Raw genomic sequence first — 14,490 nt, forward strand, 5'->3', positions numbered from 1 at the left:
GCATGAAATGTTCGGTAGATACCCTATGCAGCGGGATAGATGCGAGGCGAGCATTGATCGGTGACGGCTGCCCTTCCGACGAGCAGCGCAAACTGTATGAGCTCGCCTACGCGCAGGTCCACTTCAATATGGACGCTCGCCGGCTCGCTGGTGTCGCCCACGCTGGCGCTGCGCATGCGGTGGGGCGAAGCTTGCCCGCAGGCCATCCCGCGTATCGAGCGCGATGTGCTTGAGCGTCATGCACGGCGTCATTTCGGCGACGCGGCGGGTGGGGCAATCGAATTCGAGCCAGAATTCGCACTGACGTCGGCACAGGGGTGTGCCTGATGCAGTTGCTGCCGATGCTCGCGGAAATCATGAGTACGGAGGCGCATCCGCTGCGCTATCCACTCGCATTTGAGCAGTTCGAGTCGACACTGCTGAACGCGCTTATCTACGGTCAACCGAACAGCGTACGAAGCGGCATGACGCGCGAGCGCGGACCGCTTGCGCCGTTTTATGTACGACGGGCGGAGGAATACATCCGTGCGCATTTGCAGGAGCCGCTAACCATCGAGCGGCTCTCGCTGACGGAGTGTGGGCTGACGATGCATCCTGAAAAGTCAAAGATCGTGTAGTGCAAGGACAGAAGTCGCACCCAAACCTACCCGGATGTGACCTTCTGGAGTTGACCCGCTTTCGTGGACACCTATCGTTTGGAACAGGAGGTATCCATCATGGGTAAACGCTTACTTCGTAAAATACTTTTTCTGAAAACGAAATAATCAGAATTTATCGGCGCAAAATTGTTAATTGCCTGTACGCCTTGAAGGGCAATCTCATGCAGGCACGGACGAAAGGGGCCGTCATCGTTAGGGCACGTAAAACGCCCGAATCTTGACGGGGGATTATTCATCCGACAGCGACAACCGGCAACGGTGACCGTGGATTCCGGGCTTTCATGTATGCGCTGAACACGCGGATTCCGGCTTTTAAATCAGTTTTCGATATTCGGGATATCAAACAATTGATGTCTCGTCGGGCGAGTGGGTATTCGCAGTCGATGGAGCGTGGCTCGCCAGAGCTGTCCGTCACGAAGACCAATACACTGACAAGGTTATATATACAGGTCTAGAATGGAATTGGCGTTGGGCCGTTCGCGAAATACTTCTCCCGAAACGGAAAGCGATTCGCGACGTGGCCAGGAATCCCCACACAGGACAGTGTCGCTCACTCCAAACGTGCGGTTTTCGTTTCGATGTAATCTGGACCAAAAGGGTCCTGATTAAAACGGGAGATGTTCCGATGTTGCGCATGAGCAAACTTGCCGATTACGGCACGGTGATCATGACTGCGATGGCGCGCGATCCCGATGCCGTCCACAGCGCAAGCAGTATTGCTGCGGCGACCGGCGTCGCGGGGCCTACGGTGTCAAAGGTGCTGAAAGTCCTGACGCGCGGTGGTGTCGTGGAGTCGCTGCGCGGCACAAACGGTGGCTACCTGCTGCCGCGGCCGCCAGCGCGGATCACGCTGGCGGAGGTGATCGCCGTCGTCGACGGCCCGATCGGGATGACCGAATGCAGCACTACGCCAGGCCTGTGTATCCAGGAGGCGGCGTGCGCGGTGCGAGCCAACTGGCAGAAGGTCAATCGCCTGATTTACGAAGCGTTGCAGCAGGTCACGCTGGCGGACATGGCGGGCCCCACCTTGCGCGCAGTCGATATCAGCGCGATCCGCGCGCGTAGTATCTCCACCCATCGCGCGGGCGCGACGCCTGCGCGCAAGTCGATTGACGGAGGCCACGCATGAGCGCATCCACAACCGGTTTCGATGAACTGATCAGCCGCGAATACCAGCACGGTTTCGTGACTGATCTGCAGGCCGATGCGCTTCCGCGCGGGCTGAGCGAGGATGTGGTCCGGCTCATTTCGGTGAAGAAAGACGAGCCGGCGTTCATGCTCGAATGGCGACTCGCGGCTTATCGCCACTGGCTCACGATGACCGAGCCGCATTGGGCGACGGTCGAACACCCGGCGATCGATTACCAGAACATAATCTATTATTCCGCGCCGATGACGCAGAAGAATCGTCCGAAGAGTCTCGATGAAGTCGATCCGGAACTGCTGCGTACCTACGAAAAGCTGGGTGTGCCGCTGAGGGAGCGCGAACTGCTGGCGGGCGTAGCGGTGGATGCGGTATTCGACAGCGTGTCGGTAGCGACTACGTTCCGCGAAAAGCTGGCGGAACTCGGCATTGTGTTCTGTTCATTCTCGGATGCCATCCAGCATCATCCTGAACTGGTGCGAAAGTATCTCGGCTCGGTCGTGCCGCACACCGATAATTTCTTCGCCGCGCTTAATTCCGCCGTGTTCAGCGATGGCTCGTTCTGCTATATCCCGCCGGACGTGCGCTGCCCGATGGAACTGTCGACCTACTTTCGTATCAACGCCCAGAACACCGGGCAGTTCGAGCGCACGCTGATCGTCGCGGACAAAGGCGCGTACGTGAGCTATCTGGAAGGCTGCACCGCGCCGATGCGCGACGAAAACCAGCTGCATGCCGCTGTGGTTGAGCTGGTCGCGCTGGAAGGGGCGCAGATCCGCTATTCGACCGTGCAGAACTGGTATCCGGGCGATGCGTCGGGCAAGGGCGGCATCTACAACTTCGTGACCAAACGTGGCGACTGCCGCGAGGCCAATTCGAAGATTTCGTGGACTCAGGTGGAAACCGGTTCGGCGATTACGTGGAAGTATCCGAGCGTGATCCTGCAGGGCGATAACTCGGTCGGTGAATTCTATTCGGTGGCACTGACCAACCACTATCAACAGGCCGATACCGGGACGAAGATGGTTCATCTCGGCCGCAATACGCGCAGCACGATTCTGTCGAAAGGCATTTCCGCGGGCCGCGGAAAGAACGCGTATCGCGGCCTCGTGAAGGTCGGCCGTGCGGCGGAAGGCGCGCGCAACTACACGCAGTGCGATTCGCTTTTGCTCGGAAACCGTTGCAGCGCTCACACATTCCCCTACATCGAGGTCAAGAACCCGACCGCGAAGGTCGAACACGAAGCATCGACATCACGCATCGGCGAAGACCAGTTGTTCTATTGCCGGCAGCGTGGGCTGTCGCCGGAAGATGCGGTGTCGATGATCGTGAACGGCTTCTGCAAGGAGGTCTTCAAGGAGCTGCCGATGGAGTTTGCAGTCGAGGCACAAAAGCTGCTCGGCGTCAGCCTGGAAGGCGCCGTGGGATAACCCACAGCGATTCGCGAGGGATTCGGACCATGCTTGAAATCAGTAATCTGCAGGTCGAAGTCGACGGCAAGAAAATTCTGCGTGGCATCGATCTGGATGTAAGGGCCGGCGAAGTGCACGCGATCATGGGTCCGAACGGCTCGGGCAAGAGCACGCTTGCCCAGGTGCTGGCCGGGCGCGAGGACTTTGCTGTCACGGGCGGCGAGGTCTCGTATCTCGGCCGCGACCTGCTGGCGCTCGCACCCGAGGAGCGCGCACACCAAGGACTGTTTCTCGCGTTCCAGTATCCCGTCGAGATACCCGGCGTGAGCAACGTTTATCTGCTGAAGGCGGCGCTGAATGCGCAGCGGCGGTATCGTGGCGAGCCGGAGTTCGATGCGATGGAGTTTCTGCAGCGGGTCAAGGAGAGGATGACGCTGATGCGGATGGACGAGAGTCTGCTGTATCGCGCCGTGAACGAAGGGTTTTCAGGCGGAGAGAAGAAACGCAACGAGATTCTGCAGATGGTCGTGCTGGAGCCCCGGCTCGCCATTCTCGACGAAACGGATTCCGGACTCGACATCGACGCGTTGCAGATTGTCGCGCAGGGCGTCAACAGCATGCGCAGTCCAGAACGGGCGATCGTGCTCGTGACGCACTATCAGCGGCTATTGGACTACGTCGTGCCGGATCGCGTGCATGTGCTGGCGAATGGCCGGATCGTGAAGTCGGGGTCCCGTGAACTGGCGCTGGAGCTGGAGCGTAAAGGCTATGGTTGGATCGACGATGAAGCGGTGCAACCAGAAAATACAGCAAGCGAGGAAAGTGCGGGGCATCCATGAAAAACGAATCTCTCGACTATTTCCATCAGTTTGGGCAACTCGCGAAGACGTTGCCCGGCGTTGAGTTTCCATGGCTGCGCGCCGCGCGCCGAAGCGCGTTCGACCAGTTCGACGCGCTGGGTTTGCCGACCACGCGGCACGAGGACTGGAAATACACGAACGTGTCGGCGATTGGCAAGCGTCCCTGGCATTTCAAGGCACAACGCACGGACGATAGCAACGTGCGGCACGTCATCGATGAACTCAAGCTGGACCCTGCCGCGCATCGACTGGTCTTTGTCAACGGTCGGCATGTGCCGCGGCCGTCGAAACTGAATGGTTTGCCACACGGGGTATTTGTGGGCTCGCTCACCCGGGCGTTGAGAGAAATGCCACAACAACTGGAATCGGCATTCGCCTCGCAGGCGTATTCAGATGGCTTTGCCGCGCTAAATACGGCGTTTATGACGGATGGGTTTGCCATCGTGCTGCCGCCTGGCGAGGTCATCGATCAACCGCTGCAGATCCTGTTCCTGACCGACGAAGCGGGTCTTGCGGTGCAGCCGTTCAATGTCGTGCTTGCAGGAGCACGCTCGGGCTGCACGATCGTCGAGCATTTTGTAGGGCTGAGCGGCGACGCGTACTGGACCAATGCGGTTACCCGCATCGTCGCAGACGAGCAGGCGGACGTGCAGCACTACCGGTTGCAGCAAGAGGGCCCGAAGGCTTTTCATATCGCGTCGCTCGCCGCTGCGCAGCAACGGGGCAGCTGTTTTACCTCACATGCGTTCGCGTTCGGCGCCGCGTTGTCGCGCACTGGTATCGGCACAAGCCTGAACGCCGCGAACGCGCAAGCCACGTTGAACGGTCTCTATTTTGTCGGGGGCCGGCAGCACGTCGATCACCACACGCGCATCGATCACACAGAGCCGCATGGCACGAGTCGCGAACATTACCGCGGGGTGCTCGACGGCGCGGCGCGCGGCGTGTTCAACGGGCGCGTCATCGTGCATCGCGATGCACAGCAAACGGACACGCATCAGGCGAATCACAACCTGCTGCTGTCACGCGATGCGGAAATCGACACGAAGCCGCAACTCGAGATCTACGCCGACGACGTGAAATGCACACACGGCGCGACGGTCGGTCAACTGGACGACAACCAGCTGTTCTATTTACGTGCACGAGGTGTCGAAGAGCGCATGGCACGGGCGCTACTGACATACGCATTTGCGCGCGACATTGTCGAAGGTGTGCGCATCGATTCGCTGCGTGGCCGGCTCGAAAACCTGCTGTTCGCGCGCACCCCGGAAGGCGAGCGCATCAGGGAGTTGCTATGAAGCCGATCGAACAGATGCAGACGCCCGATCCGCGCAATGTCGAGCACTGGCGAGCCGATTTTCCGATTCTGGGCGAGCGCGTGCATGGCCGGCCATTGGTCTATCTCGACAATGGCGCCACTACGCAAAAGCCTGCCTCGGTCATCTACGCGGAAAACGCTTACTACCGGCATAGCAACGCCAATGTGCACCGCGGCGTGCATCTGCTGTCGCAGCGCGCGACCGATTCATTCGAGGCCGCACGCGCGAAGATTGCACGCTTCATCAATGCGCAGCGTCCGGAGGAGATCGTGTTCGTGCGTGGCACGACCGAAGCGATCAATCTCGTCGCCCAGGGTTATGCTCGCCCGCGGATCAAGCCCGGCGACGAAATCCTGATTAGCGCGATGGAGCACCATTCGAACATTGTGCCGTGGCAGCTCGTCTGCGAGCAGACGGGCGCGGCGCTGAAAGTCGTGCCGATCGACGATACGGGCGCACTCGATGCCGGCGCGTACGAGCGCTTGTTAAGCGAACGTACGCGGCTGGTCGCGATGACGCACTTGGCCAACGCGCTCGGCAGCATCAATCCGGTGGAGCGCATCGTTGCAGCGGCACACGCGCGGGGCGTGCCGGTGCTGCTGGATGGTGCGCAGGCAATCACGCATCTGCCGGTCGACGTCCGCGCGATAGATTGCGATTTCTACGCGTTGTCCGGGCATAAGGTGTACGGACCGACCGGCATTGGCGTGCTATACGCCAAGGCCGCACTGCTTGAAGCGATGCCGCCATGGCAGGGCGGCGGCGACATGATCCGATCGGTAACGTTCGAGAAAACGGAATACAACGCGATTCCGTGGAAGTTCGAAGCGGGTACGCCGAACATTGCCGGCGCGATTGCGCTGGGCGCGGCGCTCGACTATGTCGACAGCATCGGCATGGAAGTCATCGCCGCGCACGAGAACGAACTGCTCGCCTATGCGACGGCCGCCCTGCGGGTGATACCGGGCTTGCGTTTTATCGGTAGCGCACGCGACAAGGCAGGCATTCTGTCGTTCGTGCTCGACAGCGTGCATGCCCATGATGTCGGCACGATTCTCGATCATCACGGCATCGCGGTGCGTGCGGGCCATCATTGCGCGATGCCGGTGATGCAGCGCTTCGGCGTACCGGCGACCGTGCGCGCGTCGCTCGCCCTCTACAACACGCACCAGGATATCGATGCGCTGATCGAAGGTCTCGGAAAGGTCAGGGAGATATTCGGAAAATGAGCGATCTGCGCGATCTGTATCAGGAAGTCATCTTCGACCACTACCGGCGGCCGCGTAACTGTCATGGACTGTCCGGCGCCAATCACACGGCTGAGGGCTATAACCCGCTGTGCGGCGACCGGATTACGCTTTATCTGCGAATCGAGGACGGCATCGTCAAAGAAGCGAGTTTCGAAGGCGCGGGCTGTGCAATTGCGACAGCATCAGCGTCGCTGATGACCGAGGCGCTGAAAGGCAAAACGGAAGCAGAGGCCGAAGCGCTGTTCGGGCGCTTTCACGACATGGTGACAACACCCGCTGCAGGGCAGGCGACAGCCGCGCCGGAGATGGGCAAGCTGGCGGTGCTGTCCGGTGTACGTGAATTTCCCGAGCGTGTGAAGTGCGCGACGCTGGCCTGGCATACGCTCCACGCCGCGCTGCACGACGGGCATCGCCCCGTTTCGACAGAGTGAGGCAGACGATGAGCACATTCGACTGGCTGAAGCGTGCTGAGGCCGCACAACCCGGGAGTGGCACGACAACAGAAGGTCTTGAAGAACGCGTGATCGATGCACTGCGCACCGTGTTCGACCCGGAGATTCCGGTCAACATCTACGATCTGGGGCTTGTTTATGGTCTTGACGTGGACGAAGCCGAAGGCCGCGTTGGGATCCGCATGACGCTGACCGCGCCAGGCTGCCCGGTCGCGCAGACCTTCCCGGCGACGGTGGAGGATGCGGTGTTCTCGGCGAGCGGAGTGAACGACGTGCACGTTGAACTGGTGTGGGATCCGCCGTGGTCGAGAGACCGGATGTCGGATGCGGCGCGCCTGCAATTGGGGATGCTTTGACATGTCCGACTGGGTCGATGTCGCTGCGATCGGGGATTTTCCGGCCGGGTCTGTTCGCAGCGTCGAGGTCGATGGCGCGCAGGTTGCTGTGTTCAACGTCGACGGCACCTGTTACGCAATCGAGGATGTCTGCCCGCACGACGGCGGCATCCTGACTGGCGGTGTGGTGGAAGGCGACGTGGTCGTCTGTCCGCGCCACGGTGCACGATTTTGCATCAGGACCGGAAAGGTGCTGGCGCCGCCGGCATATGAGGATGTGGTGGCGTTTCCGGTGCGGATCGAGGCGGGCGTCGTTCAGGTGCGTGACGAGCGGTGGGATTGAGGTGCGCTGTCGACCGGCTCTCGTTCTCAGTAAGCGGCTCAGCTGGGCCGTTCGTCCATTCGCGCGCGCGTGAGGCATGATGGCGAACTGGAGCTGGCGGTCAGGTGGCGGGATTCGGCGGACTGGCTCGCGTGTGCAGTTTGTTGGCCACACACCAAGGCAGGAGTTCTTCGATGCAATTGATTTTGTGGTCGGCGATGTGGGTTAGCACGTAGACCAGGTAGGCGCGCGGATCGATGTCATTCAGTGCGCAAGTTCCGATCAGTGCGTACATCGCGGCTGCCCGTTCGCCGCGATGTTGTTGTCGATCTCGAGCGTACCGTCTTCGCAATACAGCGTCAGTGCGCTCCACTGGTTCAGCGAGTAGTTGATTGCCCTGGCTGCATCGGACTTTGACGAAAGCGTTTCGAGCTTTGCCCTGAGCCACGCTTCGTAGATTTGAAGCAGTGGCCTGGCTCTCTCCTGCCGTATTCGCAGCCGTTCGGCCGCTGGCTTGCCGCGAATGGAGGCCTCGATGTCATAGAGCCCGCCAATATATTCGAGCGCCTTTTGCGTTGTGTCGGACGGCGTGCGCACGTGGATGTCGTAGAACTTTCTTCTCGCGTGGGCATGTTGTCGGGAAATGTCCATCGCGGCCGAATAAGCGCGATCGAAGCCCGGGGTCGTGTGATCGACTGCTTTTCCTGCAGCGGTTATGTACAAGACCTTCTTGAAGTTTCCCCAGGTTCATTTCGCCGAGGAGCGTTTCGACGTCATCGGACAATGAGGGTTCGTAAAGCCCACAGATCATTCGCGGCTCATCAGTTTCCTCACGGCTAGACAGGTAGGTCCTGTTCAATCAGGTTATTGAGATATTTCGAGGATCGAACCTTCATCTCACGCACCGCGCGTTGTGGGGCGGCATAGCCATCCAGTGAGATGGTCTTCGGCGGCTTGCCCTGATGTTTGAGAGCTTTCTTAAAAAAGGCTTTGGCCGCCTTCACGTCGCGCTTTGCACGTAGCATGAAGTCAACTGTCTGGCCGGCCCGATTCACCGCCCGGCAGACCTACACCCACCTGCCGCGGATCTTCAGCTACGTTTCATCGACACGCCACGACGGCTCTCTATTCGTTCAGCAGGACACTCTAACCGATTCGCTTGCGCCGTTTTCACCATGTATGGACGACTCCCTGGGGTTACGGCTCCGCAGAATCGTCGTGCTGTGATGGTCACCGCCCTGTCATTATCCGGAGGATTTTCTGCACGATCCGCTCATGCTGCTCCAGCGCCTCATCGAGCGTACTTGCTCCGTAGCTCCTGTTGTCTTGCGCCTGCATTCCGGCGACGCGCGTCACGAACAGCAAAGCCTCCTCGGTTTTCGGTTTGGACACACCACGGAAGCGGGTCGTGACCGTTACACCGTAGTCGTCCAGCAGTGTGCGGCGGAAGATCAGTTCGTTTTCCGTCATCCAGCGCGACCACGCGCCGTGGTCGAACACCTCGACAGGCCTGTTCTTCGCATCGAGAACATAGATGCGCTCCGAGCTGGACGGGACCGGTGGCGTCTTCATATTTCAATGCAAAGGCGTGAGAAGGAAGTCGGTCGCCTCCCGCCACCAGGTTTCGTCGACGTGGCCAATCCAGTCGTTATGGTCAGCCGCCTTCACCACCACGAGGTTTCTCGGTGCGGACAGCGAGTTGTAAAGCGCCTCGCCGTAGCGCGTAGGGACGATGCTGTCCCGTTCCGCAACCACGACGAGAATCGGGCGGTCGAACGACGCCAGATGGGTCACGCTGTCGTACTGGTCGCGCAGCAGCCACTTCACGGGCAGCCACGGATAGTGATAAGCGGCGACGTGCTCGAGCCGATCCCATGGCGTGATCATCATTAAACCGGCGATCTTGTCGTGTTCACGCGAGCCGGCTGCGGCCACCACGCCGCCCCCAAGCGATTCGCCGATGAGCAGGAGCGGCGCTCCATAGAGGCGATGTGCGAGCGCGATGGTCTGTTGAGCATCGTCGACAAAACTCGCTTCGCCTAACGCCCCGGCGCGCGGCCCGTAGCCTGGATATTCGGCGAGAATCACGCGCAGCCCGAGCCGGGTGAGCGCCGCGGCATAGAATGAGCGGTGGCCGGCATGCCCCGCGTTGCCATGAAAGACGATGACCGTGGCGCGCGCGGACCCGGCCGGCTCCGCCACGAGGCCCCTGAACGCCTCAGGTGTCGGCCAGGCGCGCAGTCCGCCGGAGGTGACCTCCTCGATTGCGGCCTTCTGAGGGAAGTAGAGAAAACGATCCTGCAAGATGGCGACTCCGGCTAACACGGTCATGTACGCGACGGCGAGGCCGACCATCATTCGGGTGAATTTCATCGTCTTGCGCTCGACCCACCGAACTTTTCGATAGCACACACCCAGTTTAGCGCGCGGTCGCCACCGCTCATATTCAGGCGTGTCGTCAGGATGTGGGCGTCCAAGTTATGGTACGGAGAGTATCTCCCTGCCTTGTACCCTCGATATTTTCCGAGCGACGCGACCAGGCGCGGGGTTGGTCCGTACGAAGCAGCCCAGAACAGACTGAAATCGAGCGCGACCGACGCTAGCCGTGCGAAACAATGCTACGTCCCGGCTCGTGCGCCCGCTTTTTGGCGCACCTCTCATCGGGCGAATCCGGCCCCCTTATCCTCAAAGCCGTCATCCGGATGGCTGGTTCTCCAGAAGACCTGCCTGATAACCGTCGCGTACACTTCGGCCATAGCGGTCGGTTGCCGATCGGGCAGCGTGCGGCGGCAGCAGGTCGCTTTGCTGACCTTCGCAACCCGGTGCCGATGAATGTCAGCCAAGTCATGGATGGATGAGTCTTGCCGACCCAGAGCCGACTTCCGGCATGTCGAAGCATCAATGGCTCTTTGAAGAGTGAAGCGGACTTTCGTCGCGGAAAGGCTACGGGTGGGTCATCGGCCTGAGCCGACGTTCGCCGATCAAATCGGTGCGGCTGTCGCGTATCGCTTTGCTGACTTTTACAAACTGGCGTCGGCGAATGTCAGCTTCTATGGGGACTTGTATGTCAAGCCGTTTTTGATCACGTGAAGGGCTTGGATTTCATGGTGGCTCCTGTAGGTTGTTGAGCGCGTGATGCCTTGGCGCGACATGGCTGTGCCATCCTGGTCCGGGGTCGGGGTGTGATGAGCGTTCGAGCCAGTGCCCGAACGAACTTCTATCCGTGCAGGGCGCCAACACCCTGCACCTCATGCAGCATGCGCGCAAGGCGCGCTGGCAAACCCCGGTTATGGGCGCGCCCCATCTCTGCGAGACGGTCACGGGGTGCCGTGACCCGCCGACGTTCCGGGCGCGTCGACCCTGGATCATGATGACGTGTTGCGTGCGAAGGCGTTGCGTGGTACCCGTGCTGCCCGGAATTTCAGGCAGCTGCCGGCTTGAGCGAGGCTCCGGCCGGAATCTCGCCGTGCTCGAGGTAGTGCCACAGCGCGATAGCCAGGCGCCGCGCCAACGCCACGATGCCCACGCGCCGCATGCGCTTGCCGCCGCCGGCAAAGCGCCGGTTGAACCACTGGGTCAGGAGGCTGTCGGGCTGCAGCTGCAGCCAGCGCCAGGCGAGTTCGACCAGCATCGTGCGCGCTCGCTTGTTGCCCGCCTTGCTGATGCCTTGCTCGATCTGACTGCCGCCACTGTCGTAGGGTGTCGGCGTGAGCCCCAGGCTGCCGGCCAGCTCGCGCCGGTTGGCGAAACGTCGCCAGCCAAACACTTCCTTGACCAGCACCCAGGCGCCCTTGGGGCCGATCGCGCGCAGCCGTGCCAGTTGCGCCACCAGCGGATGCTTGCCCTCGGCCAGTTCCTGGCGCCGCGCCGCTTCCAGCACCTTGAGCTGCTGCCTGACCAGCGCCAGCCGCGCGCTCTCGCGCTCGATCTCGCCGCGCAACACCGGCGGCACCTGCTCGCGATGGCGCTCCCACCACGCCGCCCAGTCGCGCCCGCCGACGATGACCGGCACACGCAGGTTGTGCAGCACCAGCAGGGAGCGGATGCGGTTCGTGTGGGCGGTACGCTCCTGGCTCAGCCGGGCCAGTTCACGGTGCGTGCGGCGCGCGTCTTCCTGCTCGGGCGTGGGCTCGTGCACCACCGACCAGATGCGCTCGCCAGCGTGGTGGCGCCTGAGCATCACCAGCAGCTTGTCGCCGTCGAGCCGGTCGGTCTTGGCCCGTCTGGCGCGTCGGTTCACTTCGATGCTCGCCGGGTCGACCACGAGGTTGTCAATGCCTTGCCCGCTCAACCAGCGATGCAGCCACCAGCCATCGCGGCCGGCCTCATAGCACGAATGCACCGGGGCCTGCGGTTCGAGCTGGCAGCGCTCCTTGGCGCGGCGCACGCAGTCGAGCACCGCAGCCGTGTCGCCGGCGTGCACGCTGAAACGGCTCGGGCCGCGCCGGCCATCGCTGGCCGTCAACTTCCACGACTTGTCGCCGAGTTCGAAGCTCATGTAGAGCTGGACTTGGATCGCCGTATCATTGCCTTGTGGGACTGTCTGGGTCGCCGACATTTCCGTCTCCTTTGCACAGGGTTGGAAATTCCGTTTTAGCTAAACGGGTCTGGCTTGGGTAGTCCCACATAGCATCTCTCTCCGTCCATCAACGAGTCTTACCGACCCGTCCAGACCTTTCACAGTCCGATCGCCGACGGCCTCAAAGGTATGCCGTCAAAGGTGCGGCAAATCGTCAATGCATTTTTCGACATGATCGCCAGGGACATCCGTGTCGATCCCGGCGTGTCCGTCGGTGTGAGAGACAGACACAATTTTTGGCCCGAGATACCGTGTGCCACCAAGCGTAAAAAGGGACCAAACAACATCTCCCCGACGGATCGCGGCGACGACTTCGACCACCTCCACAATCGCCGGGGGGGACAGCCATTCACGCGTCGCCGGATCGACGGGAGCCCAACGCACATGGGTAAACCTGTCGTTCGTCGGGTTGATGCGAACGGCGTCGATAGCAAAAGTTGTCACATCTACCTCCATCATCCTGACAAAGGGATGTGTGCATTATGCGCCGCTTCTTTTGCCGGGGATCAGCAAGACCGGTCGTGAGGGCCGTTGTCAGCCCTTGCTGCACGTATCGCTCTCGCCTGACGCGTGCCCCCGAACTGGATGTCTGGTGGGTGCGGCGAATACTTCGGGACAGCCTGGACCTGGATAGTGAAGCCTAAGCGGAGTTCTCGTCGCACCACTGAATCGCCCAACGCTGCGCCGCCTCAATAGCATCCGCGTCGGAGGGATAATCGCCGAGGTCGCCCGAATACTTTACCTCGACGGCATCGCCACTCGCCGAGGCGCGCCGGTAGATCTTTGCGCGAGCGTAATAGCGGCCGCCTTCATCAAGAGGTGACGCGTCGATGTGGAATTGTTGGTAGTCGAAATGCATGGCTGTCTCCAAACGATTGCCCTAATCGTCGTCGCGTTGGACGAGGTGGACCTCGTTGTCACCGCCAAGGTCGCTCTGTCACTCTGCCAAGATGAATTGGGGCTGCGACTCTTCGGCCCAAAACGCTTTAAGAACGATATGTACATCGTAGGCAGTCACAGCAAAGCTCGCTGACCAGCGAGAGCAGGACAGCAACGAGAATTCGCATGGGAACGCTCCATCCGAATACGGGTGCGCATCGATTGCCAACGATCCGGACGTCGATGTCGACCGACCGCTCTTGGGCTACCTACCGCCGATCCGGTCGGCCTACGCCGATGAAGCAACGTCCGCCCGATGGCAATCGAATGGCCGTTTGCGGGGGCGGACCCGCCGTCTGAATGTCTGCGTGACGGAACGGACGAATGACGCTTGATGGCCGACAGTACGCGTTCACACCAACTGTTTAGGTTTGTACGACGCCTGCCCGCACGCTCCTGTGGCGCGCGCCCATGTGCACGGTCAAGGGCAGGCATCCTACAAACCTAAACACAAGCGGCCATTCCATTCGCGAGGATGAACGTTGCTTCATCGGCCATTCCAGACACTCGTGCGTGGTTGCTAATGTGCGTGGTCGCTAATCGCACTCTCTTGTCGGCTTTGCGGAACCGCCAGCCTATTCGAGCGATCGAGCGATCGGCCCGGACGAGACTCTCGGTCCCGACACGCCGAAGTGGACGATGGTGGATGATCTGACTTACGTTGTTCAGGCGAATCATCTGCCATGGAGCAACGGTGCGCGGGCAATCTGTGGTTCCTCGGTTGGGCCACGTTCGCCGTGACGCAAGGACAGTTACTCGCCGAGGTCCCTTGCTCCTGAGAGCCGATAGGCGTTCGGATTCGGCAAGATCTCAAATGTCGGGCAGAAAATTACGGAAGAGATGTTGCTTTATCTGGAAATGCCTCTATTTTTAAAGTGGCCGATCGGTCGGAGATGGTTCCGGGCATTCATCGTGCCTGGAACACCCATGAGTGCGTCTCTGTTGCGACGACTACAAAGTGGCACGCGTCTTACCTGTAATAACTCTCGACCAGTTCCAGGTTATGACGCTGGAGCGTTAGGGTGTGGGTGACCGTTTAACACATCTACCACCGGCCAGGAGCACGACGTGAAGGCACCCTGCAGCATGTCCAGTCAGGTCCTCGCGCTCATCGAGCGGACCAGGTCAGGACCAATGAGAAAGAAGGCTAGTGCTGCTCATCTCGGCAACGCGCTGTCAAGGCGGAGTCGTTTCGTGGCGACGCTGTTCTGCCATCTTG

The 14,490-nt window shown here is 60.7% G+C and carries 13 protein-coding genes and 3 pseudogenes; 9 read left to right on the top strand and 7 right to left on the bottom strand.

Going from position 1 to position 14,490, the window contains the following annotated elements:
* Positions 1-144: 144 nt before the first annotated feature.
* The 9 genes and pseudogenes from OKW39_RS24245 to nirD form a co-directional block, all read left to right on the top strand.
* Positions 145-566: pseudogene (locus OKW39_RS24245) on the top strand (AraC family transcriptional regulator); the annotation flags it as partial.
* A 718-nt stretch (positions 567-1,284) separates the two neighbouring features.
* A complete protein-coding gene (locus OKW39_RS24250) occupies positions 1,285-1,788 on the top strand; it encodes an SUF system Fe-S cluster assembly regulator (RefSeq protein ID WP_429360576.1) in 504 nt (167 codons plus the stop codon).
* Positions 1,785-3,233, top strand: a complete 1,449-nt coding sequence (sufB, locus tag OKW39_RS24255; RefSeq protein ID WP_184052581.1) for a Fe-S cluster assembly protein SufB — start codon at positions 1,785-1,787, stop codon at positions 3,231-3,233. The genes OKW39_RS24250 and sufB overlap by 4 nt, the downstream gene beginning before the upstream one ends.
* Before the next feature lie 29 nt (positions 3,234-3,262).
* Positions 3,263-4,054, top strand: a complete 792-nt coding sequence (sufC, locus tag OKW39_RS24260; protein WP_429563895.1) for a Fe-S cluster assembly ATPase SufC — start codon at positions 3,263-3,265, stop codon at positions 4,052-4,054.
* On the top strand, positions 4,051-5,373 hold the full coding sequence (gene sufD, locus OKW39_RS24265; protein WP_090811485.1) for a Fe-S cluster assembly protein SufD: 1,323 nt from the start codon (positions 4,051-4,053) through the stop codon (positions 5,371-5,373). The genes sufC and sufD overlap by 4 nt, the downstream gene beginning before the upstream one ends.
* The gene (locus OKW39_RS24270) at positions 5,370-6,623 is read left to right on the top strand and encodes a SufS family cysteine desulfurase (RefSeq protein ID WP_429563896.1); all 1,254 of its coding nucleotides are present in this window, start codon (positions 5,370-5,372) and stop codon (positions 6,621-6,623) included. The genes sufD and OKW39_RS24270 overlap by 4 nt, the downstream gene beginning before the upstream one ends.
* Positions 6,620-7,075: a Fe-S cluster assembly sulfur transfer protein SufU gene (gene sufU, locus OKW39_RS24275; protein WP_429360580.1), complete on the top strand. Its 456-nt coding sequence runs from the start codon at positions 6,620-6,622 to the stop codon at positions 7,073-7,075. Before OKW39_RS24270 ends, sufU begins: the two co-directional genes overlap by 4 nt.
* Positions 7,076-7,083: 8 nt before the next feature.
* A complete protein-coding gene (locus OKW39_RS24280; RefSeq protein ID WP_090811480.1) occupies positions 7,084-7,452 on the top strand; it encodes an SUF system Fe-S cluster assembly protein in 369 nt (122 codons plus the stop codon).
* A 1-nt stretch (position 7,453) separates the two neighbouring features.
* Positions 7,454-7,774 (top strand): nitrite reductase small subunit NirD, encoded by a 321-nt coding sequence (nirD, locus tag OKW39_RS24285; RefSeq protein ID WP_090811477.1) that lies wholly within the window; start codon positions 7,454-7,456, stop codon positions 7,772-7,774.
* A gap of 100 nt (positions 7,775-7,874) precedes the next feature.
* Here the strand turns inward: nirD and OKW39_RS24290 are convergent.
* The 7 genes and pseudogenes from OKW39_RS24290 to OKW39_RS24320 all read right to left on the bottom strand — a co-directional run.
* Positions 7,875-8,383, bottom strand: a pseudogene (locus OKW39_RS24290) (IS66 family transposase); the annotation flags it as partial.
* Positions 8,384-8,601: 218 nt separating this feature from the next.
* Positions 8,602-8,871 (bottom strand): annotated as a pseudogene (locus OKW39_RS24295) (DDE-type integrase/transposase/recombinase); the annotation flags it as partial.
* 112 nt (positions 8,872-8,983) lie between these two features.
* Positions 8,984-9,325, bottom strand: coding sequence for a hypothetical protein (locus tag OKW39_RS24300; protein ID WP_429332394.1), 342 nt, complete (start codon positions 9,323-9,325; stop codon positions 8,984-8,986).
* 3 nt (positions 9,326-9,328) lie between these two features.
* Positions 9,329-10,126, bottom strand: coding sequence for an alpha/beta hydrolase (locus OKW39_RS24305; protein WP_429332393.1), 798 nt, complete (start codon positions 10,124-10,126; stop codon positions 9,329-9,331).
* A 1,048-nt stretch (positions 10,127-11,174) separates the two neighbouring features.
* Positions 11,175-12,311 (bottom strand): IS110 family transposase, encoded by a 1,137-nt coding sequence (locus tag OKW39_RS24310; protein WP_090812128.1) that lies wholly within the window; start codon positions 12,309-12,311, stop codon positions 11,175-11,177.
* Between the two features lie 156 nt (positions 12,312-12,467).
* A complete protein-coding gene (locus tag OKW39_RS24315; RefSeq protein WP_429332392.1) occupies positions 12,468-12,776 on the bottom strand; it encodes a hypothetical protein in 309 nt (102 codons plus the stop codon).
* 196 nt (positions 12,777-12,972) lie between these two features.
* Entirely contained in the window at positions 12,973-13,191 is a 219-nt protein-coding gene (locus OKW39_RS24320; RefSeq protein WP_090811471.1) for a hypothetical protein, read from the bottom strand.
* Positions 13,192-14,490: the final 1,299 nt, after the last annotated feature.

The organism is Paraburkholderia sp. MM6662-R1, from assembly GCF_050436245.1.
Classification (GTDB): domain Bacteria; phylum Pseudomonadota; class Gammaproteobacteria; order Burkholderiales; family Burkholderiaceae; genus Paraburkholderia; species Paraburkholderia tuberum.